Here is a 22434-nt window from a genome sequence, read left to right on the forward strand (position 1 = left end):
CTGGAAACCACGTCATGCCGGTTGTCAGCCCCACCTCCGATCCCGCCGAATGGCTCGATCCCGACGACGTGCCGCGCCCGCTGGTGACGGTGGGCGCGGCCGGCATCGACATGAAGCAGCTCGATGAGAAGGCGCTCGCCGTCTATCGCGACCGCAAGGAAATGGGCTTCCACCATCATCGCAAGGGCGAACTGCTGTTGACGATGCGCGGCGTGCTGACCTGCGAGGTGGACGGTGGCCTGTGGATCGTGCCGCCGCACAGCGCGATCTGGGTGCCGGGCGGCGTGGTGCACAAGTTCGTGGCGGCGGGGCGGCTCGAATGCTATGTGGCGTTCGTCGAGCCGGGTGCGGCGTCCGATCTGCCGCAGGCGTGCTGCGCGCTGTCGACTACGCCGTTGCTGCGCGAGCTGCTGATCCGCTCGGCCAGCCTGCCGATGCTGTATCCGGAAGGCGGCATGGCATCGCATCTGGTCACGCTGCTGCTCGATGAAATCGCGATCGCGCCGCTCGGCAACCTGCATCTGCCGATGCCGTCCGACCCGCGGCTGCGCGGCATCGTCGACATGATCACGGCCGATCCGGCCGAGCGCGGCACGATGGAAAGCTGGGCGCGGCGCGTCGGCATGAGCGAGCGCACGCTGGCCCGCGCGCTCGCGGCGCAAACCGGCATGAGCTTCGGCCGCTGGCGGCAGCAGCTTCATCTGATGCTGGCGGTGCAGTGGCTGGGGGCGGGGAAATCGGTGCAGCAGGTGGCCGACGAACTGGGCTACGAGAGCGCCAGCAGTTTCGTGTCGATGTTCCGCCGCAAGCTCGGTTCGCCGCCGGCGCGTTACATGGCGGAGCGGGCGTAGCGCGACGCGGGAAAGATCGAGCGGCTCAGGAGCGCGCGCCGGGTGCGGCCGGCTTCGGAGCCTGCTTCAGAGCCTGCTTCATAGCCGGCTTCGCGGCACCCCCGGGCTTGACGGCATCGGCGGCCACCGGCGCATCGGGCGGCACGCCGAGCAGTTGCAGCGTCCCGCCCATCACCGACGAGAACACTGGCCCGGCCACGGTGCCGCCGTAATAGCCCTTGCCGCCCGGTTCGTCGATCATCACGGCGACGATCACGCGCGGCCGGCTCATCGGCGCCATGCCGGCGAACAGCGCGCGGTATTTGCCCTGCGCGTACGAGGCGCCGACCTGCTTGCGCGCGGTGCCGGTCTTGCCGCCGATCCGGTAGCCGTCCACGCGCGCGGCGCGTCCGGTGCCGCCTTCGTCCACGGCCATCTCCAGCATCGAGCGGATCGCGGCGGCGGTTTCCGGGCGCGTGACGCGATGGCCCTGCTGCGCGGCGGACTGGCCGTCGCGCAGCAGCCGCACCGGGTGGATCGTGCCGTCGCCCGCGTAGGCGGTGTACATCTGCGCGATCTGCAACAGCGACATCGACAGCCCATAGCCGTACGCCATGGTGGCCTGCTCGATCGGCCGCCAGCGCTGCCACGCGCGCAGCCGCCCCGACGCCACGCCGGGGAACGTCAGCTCCGGCGCATGGCCGATGCCGTATTCCTGGTACTTGTCCCAGATGGTTTGCGCGGGCAGGTTCAGCGCGAGCTTGGCGAGCGCGACGTTGCTCGATTTCTGCAACGCCTGCGAGACGGTCAGCGTGCCGTGGTTCGAGGTGTCGTGGATCACGGCGGGGCCGATCTTCCAGGTGCCGGGCGAGGTGTCGATGAGGGTTTGCGGGCGCACCTTGCCGGCGTCGATCGACAGCGCGACCACCAGCGGCTTGACGGTCGAGCCCGGCTCGAACGTGTCGATCACGGCGCGGTTGCGCAACTGCGCGCCGGTCAGGCGGCTGCGGTCGTTGGGGTCGAACGTGGGGTAGTTGGCGAGCGCGAGAATCTCGCCGCTCTGCGCGTCGAGCACCACCACGCTGCCGGCCTGCGCGCGATTGGCGACCACCGCCGCCTTCAGTTGCGAGTAGGCCAGTTGCTGCACGCGGCGGTCGACCGTCAGTTCGACGGTGGCGCCATGCTGCGCGGGCACCAGCGGATGCGTATCGGAAATGATCCGGCCGAGCCGGTCGCGGATCACCTCGCGCTGGCCCGCCGTGCCGAGCAACTGCTCGTTGGCCGCCAGCTCGACGCCTTCCTGGCCGCTGTCTTCCACGTTGGTGAAGCCCACCACGTGCGCGGCCGATTCGCCTTCGGGGTAGAAGCGCTTCGAATCGGCGATCTGCGTGAGGCCGGCGAGATTGAGCTTGTCGATGCGCGCGGCGGTGTCCGGATCGACCTGGCGCTTGAGCAGCACGAACTGCTTGTCGCTGCCGAGCCGGCGCCGGAGGTCGGCTTCGGGCAGCTCGAGCAGCCTGGCGAGCGGCCCGTAGGCCACCGGATCGACCTGCTTCGGGTCGGCCCAGATCTCGAAGCTGGTCAGGCTGACGGCGAGCATCGCGCCGTTGCGGTCGACGATCTTGCCGCGCATCGCGTTGAGTTCGATGGTGCGCTGGTAGCGCTTCTCGCCCTGGCCGATATAGAAATCCTGATTTGCCACCTGCACCCAGAACGCGCGGCCGATCAGCGCGGCGAATGCGAGAGAGATCACGATGAGGACGAATTTCGAGCGCCACATCGGCAGCCGCGACCCGAGCATCGGGCTGCGCGAGACGGCGACATAGGGGTCGAATTTCGTCTTCTTTTTCAATGACATGGGCGGTGGTGACGGGTTTATCTATGACATTTGAAAGAAATGACAGGCAAATTGTAATGAAAGTCCGGGCAGGTCGCGATAAAAAGCGCGAGAAGCCGCATGGGGCAGGGTTTTCGGGGAGACGGCGGGCGCAGCGCGGCCGCCGCCGTCTCAGTCGATCCCGTGGAACACCGCATCCTCCGGCCCGAGATGCACGGGCGCGCGCCAGGTGGCGTCGCGCATCGAGTGCTGCACCAGGTGATCGACGCCGAGCAGCACCGCGAAGATCGCCATGCGCACCGGAATCCCGTTGTCGGTCTGGCGGAAGATCGCGAGCCGCGGGTCGCGGTTCAGGTCGGTCGAGAGGTCGTTCGCGCCGGGCCGGCTGTCGCGCGGCAGCGGATGCATGATCAGCGTGTCGGGCTTGCAGACGGCATCCATCAGCGCCTGGTTGATCTGGAAATCGGGCGTGTAGCCCTCGAACGATTCGTCGGTGAAGCGCTCCTTCTGGATGCGCGTGGCGTACACCACGTCCGCGCCGGCCAGCCCCGTGGCCAGGTCGGCGGTCTCCTCGATCACGTGGCCGTTCTTCGAGATCTGCTCAACGATATAGCGCGGCATGTCGAGCGTGGGCGGCGCGACCAGCGTGAAGCGGATGCCGCGATACAGTGCCAGCAGCTTGACCAGCGAGTGCACCGTGCGGCCGTATTTGAGGTCGCCGACGAACGCGATGTGCGAGCCGTCGACGATCTTGCCGAGCCGCGAGAACTCGCGCTGGATCGTGTAGAGATCGAGCAGCGCCTGGCTCGGATGCTCGCCGGGGCCGTCGCCGCCGTTGATCACGGGCAGGTTGATGGCGCGCGCGAATTCGGCCACCGAGCCTTGCTCGGGGTGGCGGATCACGAGCGCATCCACGTAGCCGGCCATCACGCGGCTGGTGTCGTGGATCGATTCGCCCTTGGCCATCGACGAGAACGTGAAGCCGGTGGTGTCGCACACCGAGCCGCCGAGCCGGCAGAACGCCGCGCCGAACGACACGCGGGTGCGCGTGCTGGCCTCGAAGAACAGGTTGCCGAGCACCGCGCCCTCGAGCACGCGCGAGATCTTGCGGCGGCGCGCGATCGGCTGCATGACGTCGGCCACGCGAAACAGCGCCTCGACCGAGTCGCGCGAGAACTGGTCGACCGACAGCAACTGCGGGCGGCCTTCGTAGAGGATCTGGCTCGACAGCGGCGACGATTCTACGCTTTGCGTATAGCCCGCCTCGTCGCTGCCGCGCGAGACGATTTCCGTCACGTAGCGCTCGACGATCTCGGGCATCGAGCGCGATTCCTGCGAATCGTCGGGCAGCAGCCAGGTGTCGAGCGCGCGCCGCGTCACGCCGATGCGATTGGCGAATGCCTCGCGGGTCATGTTCAGGCGGCGCATGGCGTCGCGCAGGAAGGCTTGCTGGGGTACGGTCATGGCGGCCTCGGAGTCGAAAATATACGCGTTGCGTATAATAGTTCGCCGTTGGCCAAAGTCAAGCCGTATCGATGCAGGGGCGGATGGACGCGCGGCGTGCCGCCGCTGCTGTACCGCGCCCGCTACGTCCCCGCAATCATTTGCTGGCGGCGCCGTGCGGCATTTGTATAATCGGGACCGTCCCCCGCCTCGTCAGGGGTGGAGGCAATTCGACACGGTACGATGTGCCCGCCCCGTGCGGGTTCGACTTCCTAGGAGACTCACCATGACGCGTTCGATTGCTGCTGTTCTGCTGGTTCTGACGGCTGCGCTTGCCGGTTGCAATACGATTGCCGGTGCAGGGCAGGACATTTCGAGTGGCGGCAGCGCCATCTCGAACACGGCCGAAAAGGCCAAGTAAGTTTGACGCGCCGCGCCTTCGGGGCGCGGGCCGAGAAGTGCGACGGGCTGCCGGTCAGGCAGCCCGTCGTCGTTTACGGCGCCGAGTGGAGCGGGCCGTCAGGTTTCGTCGTGGTCCGCGCGCGCGGGCGCGGCGGCGCGGCTGGCCTCGGTTTCCTGATAGTGCGAGCGCAGCGCCCGGGCCAGCAGCGTATCGACCTCGCGCGGCGCGCCGTCGCGCGTCAGGATGGCCACCGGCGGCAAGGTCCAGTCGAGCGTGTACGGAACGATCGCCACGCCGGCGATATGCACGAGTTCCTCGGCGATGTCGGCCGGCACGATCGACACGGCGTTCTCGTTGGAGGCGATGATTTCGCCGATCAGCCGCGACGAATAGCTTTCGACGATCGGCACGGGCGGCGACGCGCCCGCGCGCAGGAACAGGTCGGAAATCTGCTCGCGGATCGGCGTGTGCGGCGCGCCGAGGATCCAGTCGAGCTCCACCAGCTTCTGCCAATCCAGCTTGCTGCGTGCGAGCCGCGCGGCCAGCCGGCGGCTCGCGATCAGCCGGGGCTTCTGCTGATAGACCACCTCGAAATGCAGCTCCGACAGATCGACCGTGGAGGTGGCGCGCGCGATCACCACGTCGAGCTGATGCTCGCGCAACTGCGCGATCAGCGTTTCGCTGGTGCCTTCGTGGATCGTCATGGTCAGCCGCTGCGGCACCTCGGCCTGGGTCTGGCGGATCGCGGCGGCCAGCGTGCGGCCCGAAATGAACGGGATCACGCCGACATGGATGCGCGTGGCATGGCCGGCCACCACGGCCTCGATGTCGCGCGTCAGGTGGTCGAGATCGTGCAGCATGGCCTGCGCACGGGCCAGCACCACCTTGCCGAGCAGGGTGGGCGTCATACCGCGCGGGGTGCGGTCGAACAACGGGCCGCCGAACATGCTCTCCAGCTCGGACAGCGCATTGGTGACGGCCGGCTGGCTGCTCGACATCTGCTCGGCGACGCGCGTGAGCGACCCGTGCTGGCGGATCTGCAGCAGCAGGATCAGGTGGCGGATCTTCAGGCGGGTACTGAGCCGCCGGATTACTTCTTCCGTATCGAAGGCCACGTTGCCGGCTTCCTGGTCATCATGAAAATGTGATGCGCCCATACTAATTCAAAATAGGACGCCGTTTGCGGCTGCCTAGAATCGTTTCCTCGTACTGCCCGCCGGGATTCGCCCGGCGCACCTAGACCGAGTGGAGACGATGAACAAGACCGACCGCCAAGCCGCCCTGGAATACCACCAGTTCCCGACGCCCGGAAAGATTTCCGTCACCGCGAGCAAGCCGCTCGCAACCCAGCGCGACCTCGCGCTCGCCTACACGCCCGGCGTGGCGGTGGCCTGCGAGGAGATCGTCGAGAACCCCGCCAACGCGTTCAACTACACGAGCCGCGGCAACCTGGTCGGCGTGATCACCAACGGCACGGCGGTGCTCGGCCTCGGCAACATCGGCGCGCTGGCCTCGAAGCCGGTCATGGAAGGCAAGGCGGTGCTGTTCAAGAAGTTCGCCGGGATCGACGTGTTCGACATCGAGATCACCGAAACCGATCCGGACAAGCTGGTCGACATCATCGCCAGCCTGGAAGCCACGTTCGGCGGCATCAACCTCGAGGACATCAAGGCGCCCGAGTGCTTCACGGTCGAGCGCAAGCTGCGCGAACGGATGAAGATCCCGGTCTTCCACGACGACCAGCACGGCACCGCGATCACCGTCAGCGCCGCGTTCATCAACGGCCTGAAGGTGGTCGGCAAGGACATCAAGCAGGTCAAGGTGGTCACCTCGGGCGCCGGCGCGGCCGCGCTGGCCTGCCTCGACCTGATGGTCGACCTGGGCCTGCCGCTCGAAAACATCTGGGCGACCGACATCGAAGGCGTGGTCTACCAGGGCCGCACCACGCTGATGGACCCGGACAAGGCGCGCTTCGCGCAGGACACCTCGGCGCGCACGCTGAGCGACGTGATCGAGGGCGCGGACGTGTTCCTCGGCCTGTCGGCCGGCAACGTGCTGAGCGCCGAGATGCTGAAGAAGATGGCGCCCAAGCCGCTGATCCTCGCGCTCGCGAACCCGACGCCGGAAATCTTCCCGGAACTCGCCCATGCGACGCGCGACGACGTGGTGATCGCCACCGGCCGTTCGGACTTCCCGAACCAGGTCAACAACGTGCTGTGCTTCCCGTACATCTTCCGCGGCGCGCTCGACGTGGGCGCCACCACCATCACGCGGAACATGGAGATCGCCGCCGTCAACGCGATCGCCGGGCTGGCCGAGGAAGAAGCGAACGAGGCCGTGGCCGCCGCCTACGGCGCCTACGACCTGTCGTTCGGGCCGCAATACCTGATTCCGAAGCCGTTCGATTCGCGCCTGATCCTGCGCATCGCACCGGCCGTCGCGAAGGCCGCGATCGAAGACGGCGTGGCCACGCGCCCGATCGCCGATTTCGACGCCTACACGGACCAGCTCCAGCAGTTCGTCTATCACTCCGGCGCGTTCATGAAGCCGCTGTTCTCGTCGGCCAAGCAATTCGTGCGCGACGGTGCCAAGTCGCGCATCGTGTTCGCCGAGGGCGAGGAAGAGCGCGTGCTGCGCGCCGTGCAGGTGGTGGTCGACGAGAAGCTGGCGCGCCCGATCCTGATCGGCCGCCCCGAAGTGCTGCTCGCGCGCATCGAGAAATTCGGCCTGCGCCTGCGCCTGGGCGAGGATGTCGAGGTCACCAACCCCGAATACGACGAACGCTTCCACCAGTACTGGACGACCTACTGGGACATGCGCTGCCGCGACGGCATCACCAAGGAAATGGCGCGCGTCGAGATGCGCCGCCGCCTGACGCTGATCGGCGCGATGATGGTCAAGCTCGGCGACGCGGACGGCATGGTGTGCGGCACGGTGGGCCGGTATCACGACCACCTGCGCTTCGTCGACGAGGTGATCGGCAAGCAGCCCGGCGCGAACACCTACGCGGCGATGAACATCCTGCTGCTCGACAAGCGCACCGTGGCGCTGGTCGACACGCACGTCAACGACAACCCCGATGCCGAGCAGATCGCCGAATTCACGATCGCCGCGGCCTCGCAGATGGCCTGGCTGAACCTGCAACCGAAGGTGGCGCTGCTGTCGCGCTCGAACTTCGGCTCGGGCAGCTCGGCGTCGGGCTCGAAGATGCGCGAGGTGCTGGAGCGGGTGCGCGAACAGGCGCCGGATCTGGAAATCGAAGGCGAAATGCATGGCGACTGCGCGCTCGACGAGGCGCTGCGCTCGCGAATCCTGCCGCACTCGCGCCTGAAGGGCGAGGCGAACCTGCTGGTGTGCCCGAACGTGGACGCCGGCAACATCGCCTACAACCTGCTGAAGACCAGCGCCGGCAGCAACGTGGCAGTGGGGCCGTTCCTGCTGGGCGTCAACGCGCCGGTCAACGTGCTGACCTCCAGCTCGACGGTGCGCCGGATCGTCAACATGGCCGCGCTGACGGTGCTGCAGGCCAACCGCGACTGACCCGCTTGCAATAGCGGCTGACTCGGCCGCTTCGATGCAATGACACAACGCCCGGCGCGCACAGCGCCGGGCGTTGTCGTTTCAGGCGTGGTTCGGCAGCCATGCGCCATGGAAGCCGGCCGGAATCCGCACCGGCAGATGCACGCTGGCCACCGGCCCCGCGTCGAGCCGCTCGGCATCGAGGATCACCACGTCGCTGGTCGCGCTGGCCGCGCGATAGACGCAGGCCAGCACCCAGCCGTGCGCCTCGCCCTGGCCGCCGGCGCGCGGCACGAACACCGGCTCGCTGTTCTGGTCGCCGGGCGGCACCGCGTGGCGCACGATCGCGCCGGTCTTCACGTCGAGCCGCACGATGCCGCGCATCTCGTCCACGTTGGGTTGCTCGGCCGCGTAGCAGAAGCGGTACGGGCGGCCGGTCAGGCGCGGGTCGATGCGCGGCAGCTCCATCGCCACCCCGGACAGCGGCCCTTCCTCCACCTCGCCGCTATCGAGATCGAACGTGTAGCGCCACGGCACGCCGGGTGGGTTCGCGTCGAACGCAGCGCCGCCGGGCGCGAGGCGCAGGAAATACGGGTAGCGGATCGCGTCGAGCACGATCGTCGAGGCATCGGCGTCGTAGGCGTTGATCGTGTGCTGGATGAAGCACGGCGCGATCTCGAACCAGCGTGGCGCGCCGCCGCCGCGCGCGACGATGCCAATCCGCGCGGGGCGGCTGTCGTCCCAGCGCAGCGGCATGCGGTGGCCGCGTTGCAGCATCGAGAAATCGTAGATCACGTTCAGATCGGGCAGCAGGCTGTGCGTCGCCGTGATCGCCAGATCGTGAATCATCGCCGCGCGCGGCAGGTCGATCGGCTGATCGACGCGCGTCGCGCCGTCCGGGCCGGCCACCTGATAGCGCAGATAGGGCGGCGCCCAATGTGCGCGGAACCCGATCAATTCGCCCGTGCGCGGATCGGGTTTCGGATGCGCGTTGGTGCCGTCGATAAATGCCGGGTGGCGGCGCGGGCCGCCGAGCGTGTCGAGCGTCGGCCCGATTTCGAGTGGAATGCCGCCTTCGGCCAGCGCCAGCGTGACGCCCGCGTGGTGGATCAGGTTGACGTTCGGATTGGTGTCGAACGCCTCGGCGGCGCGTTCGGGCGCGTTGCGTTCGGCCCAGCGGCGGGTGCGCAGCCAGCGGTTGCGGTAGCCGGTGGCGCGGCCGTTCGCGAAGCCGACCGAATGCAGCATCGCCGCCTCCGGCCACCACGACAGCAGGTCCTGGCCGGTGTAGCGGCCATCGAGCGGGTTCGGCCCGTTGCGGACCAGCCGGCCGTTCAGGTCGGGCGGGATCGTGCCGGTCACGCGCAGCTCGGCGAGATCGGATTCGTGGGAAACCGGCGCGAGCGCGCCGGCGTTGAGATCGAACGGGGAGGGCATCGGGCAGGTTCCATGGGCCGCTCGGGCGGCGAAGGATCGTATTTATATCCGGGTGTAAATTACCTGTCAATATTGTCCGGGTATAAATTGAGGCTGGCGCGTGCGCGTCGCTGTCGCATCCGGCGCGGCGCTGACGGATAATTCGCGCTCACCCTGCCTGGTTCGTTATCCCTGTTCCCTGCGGAGATTCCACCTTCATGAGTTCGTCGCTGCCGCTTGCCGCGCTGCATACCTTCGTCGAGGTGGTGCGCGCGGGCAGCATGAAGCAGGCCGCCGAGGCGCTGTGCGTGTCGCCGGGTGCGGTCAGCCAGCAGATCCGCAACCTGGAGGAGCGGCTGGCGATGCCGCTGTTCGTGCGCGGCGCGCGCGAGCTGACGCCGACCGATGCCGCGCGCGCTTTCTACGCGCGCATCGCACCGCAGTTTCTCGAGATCGGCGGCGCGTGGGATGCGCTGCGCGGCGAACCGGGCCGCGGCGCACGCCTGAACGTGACCACCACCGCGTCGTTCGCCGGCAACTGGCTGATTCCGCGCCTGGCCGCGTTCCAGGCCGCGTACCCCGAACTCGACATCGAGATCGACAGCGGCGCGGCGCTGGTGGATTTGCGGCGCGGCCATGCCGACATCGCGATCCGCCACGGCCTGGGCGATTACCCCGGCCATGCGGTCTGGCCGTTGTGGGCGCCCGAGCTGTGGCCGGTGTGCAGCCCGGCGCTGCTCGACTCGTCGCGCCCGGTGCACGAGCCGGCCGATTGCCTTGCGTATCCGCTGTTGCAGGACGCCGACCGCGCCGACTGGACCTTGTGGCTGCGCGCGTTCGGCACCGAGGATGCGCGCGCCTCGCGCGGCACGCGCTACAGCGACGACACGCTGCTGATTCGCGCCGCGCTGTCCGGGCAGGGGATCGCGCTGGTGCGCGACGTGTATGCGCGCGACGACGTGGCCGCCGGGCGGCTCGTGCGCGTGATCGAGCGGCCGTGGCCGACGCGCTTTGCCTATTACGCCGTGTGCGATGCGGCGCGACGCGACGAATGGAAGATCGTCGCGTTTCGCGAGTGGCTCCAGCAGGTCAGCGAGCCCGCGGGCGAGCCATCCAACCGAATGCCTTGAAGGAAGCCTTACATCATGTCCGAACGTTTCAATATCCCCATCGTCCTGAGCCGCGCGCTGAACCACGAGGAGCGCGTGGCGCTCGCGTTCGCCGTGCGCGACACATATTTGCCGCTGTTCGGCGAGTTCAAGGAGGCGAGCCTGTTCAGCTACGAGACGGAAGAATGGGAAAGCCTGGCCTGGCCCGAAGGCGAGGCGCTGTTGCAGGACCTGGAGCCCGAGCACGAACTGCTGTTCCTGTACGGCGAATGGCTCGGCGAATCGGCCGGCGCGCGCAGTTGCGTGGGCATCGAGGAGAGCGAGTCGGGCAGCCGGATCACGCTGTCGTTCCCGTTGCCGATCGATACGCCGGATGCGCAACTGGAGGCGCATGTGCTGCGTGCGCGCGATCTGGCGGCGCGTTATGCCAGTGCGTTCGTGGTGGCGGGCGGGTGGGAGCTGGAGTGCGAATCCGAGGACGGCATCTCGGATGTCGTGCGCGATTGCTTCTCCAGGAACTCCCTGTGTTCATGGCTGGCCGCGCCCGCGCTGTTGCTGCCGAAGCTGCCGTCGGATTTCGTCAAGGTTGCGGAGGCCGAGCGGGTGGTGCTGGTGCGGCGCGCGTGAGGCGGATGCAAACGCGAGCGTGAGATTCAGCGCCGCGAGGCCAGCGGCAGCCGGCCGCCGAGCTTGCCCGAGGCCAGCGCCGTGCCGAGCAGGATCACCGCGCAGCCGGCCACGGCTTGCGCCGTAATCGCCTCGCGCAGGAAGATCGCGCCCCACACGAGGCCGAACACCGGAATCAGGAACGTGACCGACGCCGCGTATTGCGCGCCGGCATCCTGAATCAGCCGGAAATACAGCAGATACGCGAGCGCCGTGCACACCGTGCCGAGCAGCGCGACCGACAGCCAGTCGAGCGGCGCGAGCGGCCCGGCCGGCCATAACGGGATCGCCGCCGGCACCAGCACCACGGCCGCGAACACCTGGCTGCCGAACGCCGACACGAACGGCCGGACCTGCCCGAGCGTGCGCTTCGAGTAATTGCCGGCGAAGCCGTACGACAGCGTGGCGAGCAGCGCGGCGGCCACCGCCGGCAGCGTGCCGCCGTGACCGAACTCACCGCCCGCGAGGATCAGCACGCCCACGAAGCCGAGCGCGAGGCCCGCCACCTGCTGGCGCTTCATCGGCGCGTGCAGCCAGACGAACGCGACGATCGCCGTCCACAGCGGCGTGGTGGCGTTGAGGATCGAATCGACGCCGGCCGTCAGCGACAGCGCCGCGAACGTCAGCAGGCAGAACGGCAGCGCGGAGTTCATCACGCCCACCACCGCGAGCGGCCGCCAGTGCGTGCGGAATTCGCGGCGCGCGCCCGCATCGCGCAACACCGGCGCGAGCAGCACGGCCGCGATCGCCACCCGCAACGCGATCAGCGGCACCACGCCGAAATGCGGCGCGCCCATCCGCATGAACAGGAACGAGGCGCCCCAGATGGCGGCCAGCGTCACGAGCCGGATCGTATTCATCGTTGTGGTTCTCCGCGATGCTTCGTCATGCCGATGGTTGTCGATGACACGATTGGACGCGAACGCGCGGGGGGCGGCAAACGAGTTTGGCTGACGTACGGTTCAGGAAATCTGATTTGACAGGGGGCGCGCCACAGTCAAAACGGCCGCCGTCCGCGCAGCGGAGCGCGAAGCGGCGGCCGTTTTTGTCATGGCGCGTCGAGACGGGGCGGGCGCCCCGTGCCGTGGGCCGTCGGCGTCAGGCGACCTTCGCCAGCGGCGGGTAATCCGTATAGCCCGTTTCGCCTTCGGCATAGAACGTGGACGGCACCGGCGCGTTCAGCTCGGCGCCGATCTCGAAGCGGCGCGGCAGATCCGGGTTCGCGATGAACAGCTTGCCCCAGGCCACGGCGTCGGCTTCGCCGGCCGCAAGCGTGGCTTGCGCGCTGTCGAGCGTGAACGCTTCGTTGGCGATGTACGCGCCGCCGAACGCCTGCTTCAGTTGCGGGCCGAGGCGGTTCTCGCCGAGGCTCTCGCGCGCGAAGATGAACGCGATCTTGCGGCGGCCGAGTTCGCGGGCGACGTAGCCGAACGTGGCGGCCGGGTTCGAATCGCCCATCGTGTGAGCGTCGCCGCGCGGCGACAGGTGCACGCCGACGCGCGATGCGCCCCACACGTCGATCGCCGCGTCGGTGGCTTCGAGCAGCAGGCGCGCGCGGTTTTCGATCGAGCCGCCGTAGGCGTCGGTGCGATGGTTGGTGCTGTCCTGCAGGAACTGGTCCGGCAGATAGCCGTTCGCGCCGTGGATTTCCACGCCGTCGAAGCCGGCCAGCTTGGCGTTTTCGGCGCCCTTGCGATAGGCCGCGATGACGCCTGGGATTTCGTCGAGTTCGAGCGCACGCGGCGTGACGAAGGCGCGCTCCGGGCGCACCAGGCTGACGTTGCCGCCGGCCGCGATCGCGCTGGGCGCCACCGGCAGGTCGCCGTTCAGGAAGATCGGGTCCGACACGCGGCCGACGTGCCACAACTGCATGACGATGCGTCCGCCCGCGTCGTGCACGGCCTTCGTCACGAGCTTCCAGCCCTCGACCTGTTCGTCGGACCAGATGCCGGGCGTGTCGGCATAGCCGACGCCCTGCGGCGTGACCGAGGTGGCCTCGGTCAGGATCAGGCCCGCGGAGGCGCGCTCCGCGTAGTAGCGCGCCATCAGCGCGTTCGGCACGCGAGCGCTGCCGGCGCGGGCGCGCGTGAGCGGCGCCATCACGATGCGGTTCGGCAGCGTCAGGTCGCCCGCGACGAGCGGATCGAACAGGGTGGGCATGGAGGACTCCTTATCGAATGAAGGTGGGCCGGTGCGGCGGCATTGCCGTCACAGGCTGGTCTGCAACTGATCGACGAAGGCCTGGATCGCCGCCTCGTTGCGGCGGAAGAACACCCATTGCCCGACCCGCGAGGATTCCACCAGCCCGGCGCGTTGCAGCGTCGAGAGATGGGCCGACACGGTCGATTGCGACAAGCCGCAGCGCGCGTCGATCTGGCCGGCGCACACACCGTCGCGGAACGAGGCGTGTTCGGCCTGTTCCGGGAAATGCCGGGGCGGGTCCTTGAGCCACGCGAGAATCTCGCGGCGGACCGGGTTGGCAAGCGCCTTGTGGATCGCGTCGAAATCGAGCGTCATGAGTCGTGCGGGTGAACGGCGGGACCCGATTGTATCGTCGTCGGGGATCGACTATATCGGAATATCGCGATATATAGAAATACCCCTGATCGATGGGCGGGTATCGGCACCTCGGTGGTGCGGGGCGCGTATCGGCCGCGCCCCCCCGCATCCGGCCCTGACGGGCGCGAGCCCGCCGTACAAGGCTCAGTGCGCTGCCGCTTCCCGGCTCAACAACGCCAGCACGGCGCGGGCGGCCGCGTCGGCCGACGCCGGGTTCTGGCCGGTGACGAGATTGCCGTCCACCACCACGTGCGGCCCCCACGGCGCGCCCGCCTCGAACGCCGCGCCGGCCGCGCGCAGGCGGTCCTCCAGCAGCCACGGTGCGTTGGCGGCGAGGCCGACCTGGGTTTCCTCGTCGTTGGTGAACGCGGTCAGGCGGCGGCCCTTGAAGGCCCAGCCCGCTGCGTCGCCGGCGGCCAGGAAGCTGGCCTGCCCGTGGCACACGGCCGCCACCACCTTGCGCGGATCGGCGAGCGCGGTGGACAGTGCGCGGCCCACGCTTTCGTTGACGGCCAGGTCCTGCATCGGGCCGTGTCCGCCCGGCACGAACACGACGTCGAACGCGGCGGCGTCGAGAGCCTCGATGCGTTGCGGCGAGGCCAGCGCGGCGGCATGCTGCGCGAGATGCGCGCGGATCGCATCGACCTTGGCGGTGTCGCCATGATTGGCCTGCGCGGACAGGCTCAGTTCGTCCACCGTGGCCGGCGCGCCGCCCGGCGTGGCCAGCGTGACGTCAACGCCGGCCGCCAGCAGGACCTGGTGCGGCACGACGAATTCCTCGCCCCAGAAGCCGGTCGGGCGTTGCGAGCCGTCGCGTTGGGTCCACGCGGTGGCGCTGGTCAGGATCATCAGAACGGAAGGCATGGTGTTTTCCTTGAATGAGACGTTTGGTACTGCATACGAATACGAAGTGCTTTCGGGCGGGCGGTGCGCGGGTCGCAGGCCTTTCTGCGATACTTTCCGGCGCCTGCCGCGCCCCGCGAGCGGCTTGTCGGATCGACAGCGCCGAGTGTGACGGCGTCGCGCGGGCAAATAAATGAACTTCCGGCGAATTTGGAATTCCTCCAGACGGAATTCGTGCCAACGGGATCACGCATGAATCGATTCGAAGCGCTGCGCATGTTCTGCGTGGCGGCGGAAAGCCCCAATTTTCGCGACGCGGCCGTCAGGCTCGGCGTCTCGCCGCAGGTCATCACCCGTTGCATTCAGCAACTGGAGGAGAACCTGGGCGAATTGCTGTTTCATCGCAGCACGCGCGGCGTGCGCCTGACGCATTTCGGCGAACAACTGGCGCGGCGCAGCGCCGAGGCGATCGCGCAGGTCGACGGCCTGTTCGCGACCGAGCCGCAGCTCGCGCACGACGAGCCGGCCGGCCTCGTGCGGATCGCCGCGCCGGGCGCGGTGGGGCGCCGCTTCATCGCGCCCGGCCTCGCGCCGCTGCTGGCCGCGCATCGCGGGCTGGTGGTCGACCTGCGTTTGTCGGAGGTGCTGGCGGACGTGGTGGACGAGCAGATCGACGTCGGCGTGCGGATCGGGCCGATGCGCGACAGCCGTTTCGTCGCGAAGGCGGTGTCGAAGGCCGCGCTGCATATCGTTGCCGCGCCGGCGTTCCTCGCGCGCGCCGCTGCGCCGGCCGACAAGGACGCATTGCTGCAGGCGCCGCTGACGGTGCTGATCGACCGCAACACGGGCCGGCCATGGCCGTGGCTGTTCGCCGACGGCGAGCAGAGCGTGCCCGCGCGGCCGGTGTGGGTGGCCGACGATCCCGAGGCGGAATTCGAGGCGGTGCTGGCCGGCGTCGGCATCGGCCAACTGCCGGGGCATCTCGCGTTGCCGATGCTGCGCGAGGGGCGATTGGTGTCCTTGCTCGAGCACCTGCGCCCGCCGCCTTCCACGCTGTACGTCTATCGCGCGCAGCGCACGCCGGTGCCGGCGCGGGTTCGGCTCGTGTTCGATGCGTTGTGCGAACTGCTTGCCGATTGCGAAGGGGCGTTCGACGGGCGCGGTGGATGAGCGATGCGGCTGGCGTTGCGATGCCGGTTGCGTCGTCATGACGGAAATTCAGGATATCGAACCGTGCGAGGGCCGCTGAAAACGGCCGTGTGCCGCACCGGCCGCATGGTTTGACGCTACAGTGCCGCCATGAAGAATCTGGATCTCGAACTCCTGCGCACCTTCGTGGCGGTCGCCGACGCGCGCAGCTTTGCCGGCGCGGGCCTGCGCATCGGCCGCAGCCAGGCCGCCGTGAGCCAGCAGATGCAGCGGCTCGAAGCGCAGGTGGGCGTGCCGCTGTTCCGCAAGGAAGGGCGCAACAAGCTGCTGACGCCGGGCGCATTGCAGTTGCTCGGCCACGCGCGCGAGCTGCTGCGCATCAACGACGACGCGATTCAGTCGGCGATCAGCGGCGCGCAGGCCGGCGTGCTGCGCATCGGCTCGCCGCACGATGTGTCCGACACGCTGCTGCCGCCGATTCTCGCCCATATCGCGCGCTGGGCGCCGGGCCTGCGCATCGAGCTCGACGTGGGGCGTAGCCCCTTCTTGATGGAAGCGCTGCATCGTGGCGAGATCGACATGACGCTCTCCACGCGCGAGGATGCCTCGCTCGACGGTGTCCTGCTGCGCACCTCGCCCACGGTGTGGATTTGCGCGTCGCAATACGAACATGTGCGGCACGCACCGATTCCGCTCGTGCTGGCCGACGAGCCGAGCATCTTCGGCCGCCTCGCGATCGAGGCGCTCGACGCCGCGCGCATGCGCTGGCGCGAGGCCTACGTGGCGTCGAACCTGCTCGGCGTGAAGGCGGCGCTGCGCGCGCAACTGGGCGTGACGGCGCGCAGCATCGAACTGCTCGGGCCCGAGCTGCGCGTGCTGGGTGACAGCGATGGCCTGCCGCGCCTGCCGGACGTGCATTACTACCTGTGGATTCGCCCGCACAACGCCAATTCGCTGGCGCGCCAGGCGTTCGATCTGCTGTCGCGCGTGATGCCGGTGCAGCGCCGCGTGGTGCGCGGCAATCCTTAAGCCTCCGAACAAAATTCATAAGCAAAACCGATCTATCGGCAGGCTGCCGGTTTCGGGTTGGAAATAAAAAACACCGTGATTTCAGCAAGATAATGGCGATGGCTTGGCGTGAGGCAGGCACTCGCCCATCGAAATCGCGCGTCGAGGCATAAGGTTATTCCCGATTCATGGTTCGACCCGGGCCGTTGCGCTCCTAACATCGCGGCATTCCGACCCACGGATCGCCATGAGCCACGCTACCGATTTCCCGCCGCTGCCCGATGTTTCGCCCGCCGACCTGCCGGGCAGCCCGCTGGCCCGCGTCTGGGCGCAGCCGTTCCTGCTGGGCCTGTTCCTGCCGATCCAGAGCGGCGGCTGGAGCCCGTCCACGTTGCCGCGCGGCACCGATTGGCGCTTCGACTACAACCGGCGGCTCACGCTGCAGGCCGAAGCGCTGGGCCTCGATCTGGTGTTCGGCCTCGCGCAGTGGAACCCGAAGGGCGGCCATGGCGGCGAGATCCGCTACCGCGAGGACAGCCTCGATCCGTTCGTGACCACCGCCGCGCTCGCGAGCGTGACGCAGCGCATCCTGCTGATCTCGACGATCCATGTGCTGTACGGGCCGTGGCATCCGCTGCATCTGGCCAAGTTCGGCGCGACGCTCGACAGCATCACGCAGGGCCGCTGGGGCATCAACGTGGTGACCGGCAACCTCGACAGCCACGCGCGCATGTTCGGCAAGCCGCAAATCGAGCACGACGCGCGTTATCGCATGGCCGACGAGTTCGTGCGCTTCCTGAAAACCTACTGGCAGAGCACCGGCAATGTGGACCTGCGCGGCGAATATTGGGCGAGCGAGAACGCTTACGTTTCGCCGAAGCCGGCGTTCGGCCGCCCGTTGCTCGTCAACGCCACCGGTTCGCCCGCCGGCATCGAGTTCGCCGCGCGCCATTCCGACATCGTGTTCGTCACGAGCCCGGCCGGCGCGGAGCTGGAGGCGTCGCTCGCGGTGCTGCCGGCTCACTGCGCGAACATCAAGGCGCGCGCGGCGCAGCACGGCCGCGCGCTGCGCACGCTGATCAATCCGATGGTGATCTGCCGGCCGACCGAGCGCGAGGCCCGGGCCTATCACGATGCGATCGTCGGCGCGCAGGACCGGGTGGCCGTCGACAACTTCTTCGCCTCGGCGCAGCAACGCGACAGCCAGGCGTTTCTCGGACACCAGCGCGACCAGAAGGCCGTGGGCGGCAACATCCAGTTGATCGGCAGCCCGGAGCAGATCGTCGAGCAGATCCGGCGACTGCGCGAGGCGGGCATCGACGGCCTGCAATTGACGTTCTACGACTTCGAGCCGGACCTGGCCTACTTCGGTGAAGCCGTGCTGCCGTTGCTGCGGCAGGCGGGGTTGCGTCACTGATCCGACCGGTGGCGCGCGGATGCCCATCTAGCTTAGTTAATAAGGATTCCTTCCGTATGAACGAAATCAGACCCGAGCAGGCGAGGCGGCTCGATGCCGAGCCGCCGATCCCGGTGCCTGTCGAGCTTGCCGCGCTGCACGATGCGGTCCGCGCGCTGGGCGCAAGCCTCGCCGAAGCGTCGGCGCAGGCGGATCGCGAGCGAATCCTGCCGTTCGACGCGATGCGTGCATTGCGCGACACGCGTCTGACGGCGCTGCGCGTGCCGAGCGAATTCGGCGGCGCGGGGGCCGGCTGGCGCGAGGTCGCGGCGGTGTTCGTGACGCTTGCGAAGGGCGATCCGAACGTGGCGCAGGCGTTTCTCGCGCATTTCGTGTTCGTCGAACGCCTGCGCCTGATGGGCAGCGCCGCGCAGCACCGGCGCCTGTTGCCGCTCGCGGCGGCGGGCGTGCTGTTCGGCGGCGCGGCGGCCGAGCGCGGCGGGCAGTTTCGCGGCGAGATGCAGACGCGGCTCGTGCGCGATGGAAGCCATTTCGTGCTCGACGGCGTGAAGCATTACTCGACCGGCGCGCTCTATGCCGACGTGCTGAAGATCCGCGCGCTCGACGAAGCCGGCGAGATGGTCGCGGCGCTGGTGCCGGCCGATCGCGCCGGCATCGAACGGATCGACGACTGGGACGGCATGGGCCAGCGCGGCAGCGCGAGCGGCACCACGCGCCTGCACCGCGTGACGGTGCAGGCGGGCGAGGTGATGCGGATGGCGCCGTGGACCGCTCGCCCGCATCACACCGGCGCGGCCGCGCAGCTTCTGCACGCGGCGATCGAGATCGGCATCGGCCTGGCCGCGCTCGACGACGCCGCCGCGTGGGCGCGGCATCGCGCGCGGCCGGTGCGCGAGAGCGGGGTGGCCAGCGCGTCGCAGGACCCGTACGTACTGCAAACGGTGGGCCGCATGGCGGCATCGGTCCATGCCGCCGAAGCCATGGTCGACGAGGCCGCGCGCGTGCTCGATATCGCGGCCGAGGCGCGCTTCGGCGCGGCGGCCGAGGCCGACGTTCACGACACCGCGATCGCGGCCTCGATCGCCGTCGCGCAGGCGAAGATCGTCTCGACCGAGGCCGCGCTCGACGTGACCGAGCGCATGTACGACGCGGGCGGCGCGGCGATGACGCTGCGCGCCGACAACTTCGACCGCCACTGGCGCAACGCGCGCACCCACACGACGCACGATCCGCTCGCCTACAAGTGCCGCGCGGTGGGCAACCATGTCGTCAATGGCGCCGCGCCGCCGCTTACGTTTTCCTACTGACGCTTCTCCCCGGGATCTTCATGAGCTTCGACCTGCGACACCTGAATCGCCGCCAACTGCTGCAATTGATGCTGGCCGGCACCGGCTCCGGCCTGCTGTCGTCCGCCAACGCCGCGCAGGCGCTGGCCGCGGCGCTGCCGGGCTCGCAACTGCGCGGCGGCACGCTGATCGCCAACGTCACGCCCGAGCCGGCCGGGCTGGTGGCCGGCATCAATATCTCGAGCCCGGCCGTGGTGATCTCGGCGAGCCTGTTCGACGGCCTGCTGTCCTACGACAACGCATACCGCCCGCAGCCGCAACTGGCCGAATCGTGGGTCACCGCGCGCGACGGCAAGTCGATCACGTTCCGCCTACGCAAGAACGTGACATGGCACGACGGCGCGCCGTTCACGTCGGACGACGTCAAGTATTCGATCGAGAACGTCGTGAAGAAGACGCATCCGCGCGGCGCGTCGAATCTGTCGAAGGTGATCGGCATCGATACGCCCGACCCGCACACCGTGGTGTTTCGCCTGAGCGGGCCGTCGCCGGTGCTGTGGGCCGTGCTGTTCGGCACGGAAACCCAGATCGTGCCGAAGCACCTGTACGAAGGCACGAACCCGCTGACGAACCCCTGGAACACCAAGCCGATCGGCAACGGCGCGTTCGTCTTCAAGGAATGGGTGCGCGGCAGCCACGTGCTGTTGGAACGCAATCCTCACTATTGGGACAAGGGGCCGAGCGGCAAGGAGGACAAGCCGTATCTCGACCGCGTGATCTTCAAGATGGTGCCGGACGCGGCCTCGCGCGCGGCGGCGCTGGAGAACGGCGAGATCCAGTTCGCGGCCAACAACCCGGTGCCCGAGAGCGACGTCGCGCGCCTGCGCAAGGACCCGAAGCTGGTGCTCGACACCGTGGGCTGGCAAGCCCCCGCGCCGATGTTCTTCTTCGATTTCAACTACCGCCGCAAGACGTTCGACGACATCCGCGTGCGTCAGGCGTTCGCGCATGCGATCGACCGCGCGGCGATGGCGCGCATCGTCTGGTACGGGCTGGCCGACGTCGCGCAGAGCTGCGTGCCGAGCTACCAGAAGCAGTTCTTCAAACCGGGCCTGCCGCAATACGGCTTCGATCCGAAGCGGGCCGAGCAGTTGCTCGACGAAGCGGGCCTGAAGCGCGGCGCGGACGGCATACGCCTGCGCATCGACCACATCACCGAGGTGTCGTATGGCGACGTGTACCTGCGCGCTGCCGAATTCATGCGCCAGCAACTGAAGAATGTCGGCGTGGAGATGAAGCTCGTCAATCTCGATCTGCCGAGCGTGATTCGCAAGCTGTATACGGAGCGCGATTTCGATACGGCGTCGATGTGGTATTCGGCCTACCCCGATCCGCAGATCGGCGTGACGCGGCGCTTCTGGAGCAAGAACATCAAGCAGGGCGTGCCGTCGAGCAATGCGTCGAGCTATTCGAACCCGGAGATGGACCGCATCATCGAAGGCATCCAGGACGAGGGCGACGTGGCGCGCCGCCAGGTCTGGATCGAGCGCCTGCAGGATTTCGTGCAGGCCGAGGTGCCGTCCATCAACCTGCTCGAACTGAAGTTCTTCGGCTTCTATTCGGCGCAGTTGCAGGGGCTGCGCAAGGGGCCGATGCTGTTCTACTCGTCGCTGGCCGATGCGCGGCTGAAGCCGGCATGACCGTGACGAACCTCGCCGGCCAGGCCGGCCTTCCCGATCCGCAGGATGCCGAAGCATCGCTCTCGCCCGATGAATTGATCGCGCGCGCCCGGACGCTGTCGGCCACGCTGGCCGACGAAGCGGCGCACTGGGACGCGCGCGGCGCGGCCAATCTCGCCGCGTTCGACCGAATTCGCGAGCACCGTATCGGCGCGATCCGCGTGCCGGTGTCGTATGGCGGCGCGGGCGGCTCGATCGTGGACGTGGCGCAGGCCGTGATCGCGCTCGCGCACGGCGATTCGAGCGTCGCGCAGGCGCTGCTGCCGCATTTCGTGTTCGTCGAACGCACGCTGCTGATGGCCGGCGCCGAGCAGCAGGCGCGCTGGCTCGTGCCGGTGGCGCGCGGCGCGCTGGTGGGCGGGGCATCGGCCGAGCGCGGTGCGCCGGTTCGCGGCCAGGTTCGCACGGCGCTGCGGCGCGACGGCGACGGGTTTCGCCTCAATGGCGTCAAGCATTACTCCACCGGCGCGCTGATCGGCGACCTGCTGAAGATCACGGCCGTCGGCCCGGACGGCGACAGCGTGCTGGTGGTGCTGCCGCCGGAGCGCGAGGGCATCGTGCGCCACGACGACTGGACCGGCATGGGCCAGCGCGGCACGCTGAGCGGCACCACCGAGCTGATCGAGGTGCGCGTCGAGGCGCACGAGGTCGTGCACACCGGCCGCTGGAAGACCGAGCGCCATCACACGGGCGCGGCCTCGCAGATCATCCATTGCGCGATCGAGGCCGGCATCGCGCGGGCCGCGCTCGACGACATGGCCCGCTGGGTACGCGACGGCGTGCGGCCGGTGCGCGAGAGCGGGGTGGTGCGCGCGGCCGACGATCCGTACATCCTGTATACGGTCGGGCGCATCGCGGCGCGGGTGAGAACCGCCGAGGTGCTGGTGTTGCGCGCCGCCGCGCGCATCGAGGCAGCCAGCGAGGCCCGTCATGGCGGCGCACCGGCGGCACGCGTCGCGCAGGCGGCGGCCGAGGCGTCGATCGCGACGGCCGAGGCCAAGGTGATCGCCACCGAGGCGGCGCTCGATGCGGCGCGGGCACTGTTCGACGTGGGCGGTGCCTCGACCACGCTGCGCCGCCATCGCTTCGACCGCCACTGGCGCAACGCCCGCACGCACACCGTGCACGATCCGGCCGCGTACAAAACCCGCGCGATCGGCGATTACCACGTAAACGGGCACCCTCCGCCCATCGACTACGGATACTGAGG

At 68.6% G+C, this 22434-nt stretch carries 19 protein-coding genes; 11 read left to right on the forward strand and 8 right to left on the reverse strand.

Annotation, left to right across the window (positions count from 1 at the left end; all coding sequences use genetic code 11):
- The first annotated feature begins 14 nt into the window (after positions 1–14).
- Positions 15–851, forward strand: a complete 837-nt coding sequence (locus AB4851_RS11180) for an AraC family transcriptional regulator (RefSeq protein ID WP_414447252.1) — start codon at positions 15–17, stop codon at positions 849–851.
- A 25-nt stretch (positions 852–876) separates the two neighbouring features.
- Here AB4851_RS11180 and AB4851_RS11185 read toward each other — a convergent pair whose 3' ends face one another.
- Positions 877–2688 (reverse strand): peptidoglycan D,D-transpeptidase FtsI family protein, encoded by a 1812-nt coding sequence (locus AB4851_RS11185; RefSeq protein WP_414447253.1) that lies wholly within the window; start codon positions 2686–2688, stop codon positions 877–879.
- A 150-nt stretch (positions 2689–2838) separates the two neighbouring features.
- On the reverse strand, positions 2839–4131 hold the full coding sequence (locus AB4851_RS11190; protein ID WP_414439585.1) for an aspartate carbamoyltransferase: 1293 nt from the start codon (positions 4129–4131) through the stop codon (positions 2839–2841).
- 265 nt (positions 4132–4396) lie between these two features.
- Here AB4851_RS11190 and AB4851_RS11195 point away from each other — a divergent pair, with 265 nt between their 5' ends.
- Positions 4397–4531, forward strand: coding sequence for an entericidin A/B family lipoprotein (locus AB4851_RS11195; RefSeq protein WP_414447254.1), 135 nt, complete (start codon positions 4397–4399; stop codon positions 4529–4531).
- 98 nt (positions 4532–4629) lie between these two features.
- On the opposite strand, the gene AB4851_RS11200 is transcribed toward AB4851_RS11195, so the two are convergent.
- Entirely contained in the window at positions 4630–5628 is a 999-nt protein-coding gene (locus tag AB4851_RS11200) for a LysR family transcriptional regulator (protein ID WP_414449170.1), read from the reverse strand.
- Between the two features lie 139 nt (positions 5629–5767).
- On the opposite strand from AB4851_RS11200, the gene AB4851_RS11205 reads away from it, so the two are divergent.
- Entirely contained in the window at positions 5768–8053 is a 2286-nt protein-coding gene (locus AB4851_RS11205) for an NADP-dependent malic enzyme (protein WP_414447255.1), read from the forward strand.
- An 81-nt stretch (positions 8054–8134) separates the two neighbouring features.
- On the opposite strand, the gene AB4851_RS11210 is transcribed toward AB4851_RS11205, so the two are convergent.
- Positions 8135–9469: a carotenoid oxygenase family protein gene (locus AB4851_RS11210; protein ID WP_414447256.1), complete on the reverse strand. Its 1335-nt coding sequence runs from the start codon at positions 9467–9469 to the stop codon at positions 8135–8137.
- Positions 9470–9666: 197 nt separating this feature from the next.
- Between AB4851_RS11210 and AB4851_RS11215 the strand changes: the two genes are divergently transcribed.
- Both AB4851_RS11215 and AB4851_RS11220 read left to right on the forward strand, forming a co-directional pair.
- Positions 9667–10578, forward strand: a complete 912-nt coding sequence (locus tag AB4851_RS11215) for a LysR substrate-binding domain-containing protein (protein WP_414447257.1) — start codon at positions 9667–9669, stop codon at positions 10576–10578.
- Positions 10579–10593: 15 nt separating this feature from the next.
- Complete coding sequence (locus AB4851_RS11220) at positions 10594–11184, forward strand: hypothetical protein (protein ID WP_414447258.1); 591 nt, start codon at positions 10594–10596, stop codon at positions 11182–11184.
- Positions 11185–11210: 26 nt separating this feature from the next.
- Here the strand turns inward: AB4851_RS11220 and AB4851_RS11225 are convergent, their stop codons facing one another.
- The 4 genes from AB4851_RS11225 to AB4851_RS11240 all read right to left on the reverse strand — a co-directional run bounded on the left by AB4851_RS11225 (position 11211) and on the right by AB4851_RS11240 (position 14646).
- Positions 11211–12083 carry a DMT family transporter gene (locus AB4851_RS11225; RefSeq protein ID WP_414447259.1) on the reverse strand — a complete coding sequence of 291 codons (873 nt, stop codon included), beginning with the start codon at positions 12081–12083 and terminating at the stop codon, positions 11211–11213.
- A 238-nt stretch (positions 12084–12321) separates the two neighbouring features.
- The gene (locus AB4851_RS11230) at positions 12322–13383 is read right to left on the reverse strand and encodes an alkene reductase (RefSeq protein WP_414447260.1); all 1062 of its coding nucleotides are present in this window, start codon (positions 13381–13383) and stop codon (positions 12322–12324) included.
- Positions 13384–13431: 48 nt separating this feature from the next.
- Positions 13432–13740 carry an ArsR/SmtB family transcription factor gene (locus tag AB4851_RS11235; protein WP_414439578.1) on the reverse strand — a complete coding sequence of 103 codons (309 nt, stop codon included), beginning with the start codon at positions 13738–13740 and terminating at the stop codon, positions 13432–13434.
- A 186-nt stretch (positions 13741–13926) separates the two neighbouring features.
- Positions 13927–14646, reverse strand: a complete 720-nt coding sequence (locus AB4851_RS11240; RefSeq protein WP_414447261.1) for a type 1 glutamine amidotransferase domain-containing protein — start codon at positions 14644–14646, stop codon at positions 13927–13929.
- A 231-nt stretch (positions 14647–14877) separates the two neighbouring features.
- Between AB4851_RS11240 and AB4851_RS11245 the strand changes: the two genes are divergently transcribed.
- From AB4851_RS11245 to AB4851_RS11270, 6 genes are all read left to right on the forward strand, one after another.
- The gene (locus tag AB4851_RS11245) at positions 14878–15795 is read left to right on the forward strand and encodes a LysR family transcriptional regulator (RefSeq protein WP_414447262.1); all 918 of its coding nucleotides are present in this window, start codon (positions 14878–14880) and stop codon (positions 15793–15795) included.
- Between the two features lie 129 nt (positions 15796–15924).
- A complete protein-coding gene (locus AB4851_RS11250) occupies positions 15925–16803 on the forward strand; it encodes a LysR substrate-binding domain-containing protein (RefSeq protein WP_414447263.1) in 879 nt (292 codons plus the stop codon).
- Between the two features lie 226 nt (positions 16804–17029).
- The gene (locus AB4851_RS11255; RefSeq protein ID WP_414439574.1) at positions 17030–18199 is read left to right on the forward strand and encodes an LLM class flavin-dependent oxidoreductase; all 1170 of its coding nucleotides are present in this window, start codon (positions 17030–17032) and stop codon (positions 18197–18199) included.
- A gap of 56 nt (positions 18200–18255) precedes the next feature.
- Positions 18256–19506 (forward strand): acyl-CoA dehydrogenase family protein, encoded by a 1251-nt coding sequence (locus tag AB4851_RS11260; protein ID WP_414447264.1) that lies wholly within the window; start codon positions 18256–18258, stop codon positions 19504–19506.
- Between the two features lie 20 nt (positions 19507–19526).
- A complete protein-coding gene (locus AB4851_RS11265) occupies positions 19527–21185 on the forward strand; it encodes an ABC transporter substrate-binding protein (protein WP_414447265.1) in 1659 nt (552 codons plus the stop codon).
- Positions 21182–22432 carry an acyl-CoA dehydrogenase family protein gene (locus AB4851_RS11270; protein ID WP_414447266.1) on the forward strand — a complete coding sequence of 417 codons (1251 nt, stop codon included), beginning with the start codon at positions 21182–21184 and terminating at the stop codon, positions 22430–22432. The genes AB4851_RS11265 and AB4851_RS11270 overlap by 4 nt, the downstream gene beginning before the upstream one ends.
- The last annotated feature ends 2 nt before the right edge of the window (positions 22433–22434 follow it).

Source organism: Burkholderia sp. 22PA0099 (assembly GCF_047497165.1).
Classification (GTDB): Bacteria; Pseudomonadota; Gammaproteobacteria; order Burkholderiales; family Burkholderiaceae; genus Burkholderia.